The following is a 754-nucleotide window of genomic DNA, read 5'->3' on the forward strand; positions in this document are numbered from 1 at the left end:
CGGAGCGGCAGCGGCTTCTCGTGGACTGGAATGGCCCCAGCGCGGAGTTCCCCCGCGACCTCTGCCTCCATGACGCCTTCAGCGCCCAGGCCCTTCGCACGCCGGAGTCCCTGGCCGTCATCTGCCGCGAGGAGCAGCTCACCTTCCGTGAGCTGGAAGTCCGCGCCAATCAGCTTGCGCACCGGCTGGTGAAGCTCGGCGTCGGCCCCGACGTGCGCGTCGTGCTGTGCGTGGAGCGCTCCGTGGAGGCCCTCGTCGGCATCCTCGGCACCCTCAAGGCTGGCGGCGCCTACGTCCCCATCGACCCCAGCTACCCGCGCGAGTGGCTTGCCCACGTCCTCTCCGACACGGGCGCTCCCGTCGTCCTCACCCAGCAGCGCCTGCGCGACTCGCTGCCTCCGCACTCCGCGCTCACCCTCTGCCTGGACTCCGACGCCGCGGACCTTGCTCTTGAGTCCCAGGGCGCTCCGGTGACGTCTGTCACCCCGGAGCACCTCGCCTACATCATCTACACCTCCGGCAGCACCGGCCGCCCCAAGGGCGTGATGATTCAGCACCGCTCCGTGCTCAATCTTCGTGTCGCCCTCGCCGCTACGGTGCACGCGGACGCACGGCCGGGGGAGCGCGTCAGCGTCAACGCGCCGCTCTCCTTCGACGCCTCCGTCAAGCAGCTCATCCAGGTGCTCGACGGCCACACCCTCTGCATCATTCCCGACGAGGCCCGCGCTGACGTCGGTGAGCTCGTCAACCGCAT

General features: G+C 69.9%; 1 protein-coding gene. It reads left to right on the forward strand.

The window, feature by feature from the left end; translation table 11 throughout:
* On the forward strand, nucleotides 1-754 hold a 754-nt coding region (locus D7X30_RS41390; protein WP_147443453.1), incomplete at both ends, for an AMP-binding protein.

The organism is Corallococcus sp. AB011P (genome assembly GCF_003611605.1).
GTDB lineage: Bacteria > Myxococcota > Myxococcia > Myxococcales > Myxococcaceae > Corallococcus > Corallococcus coralloides.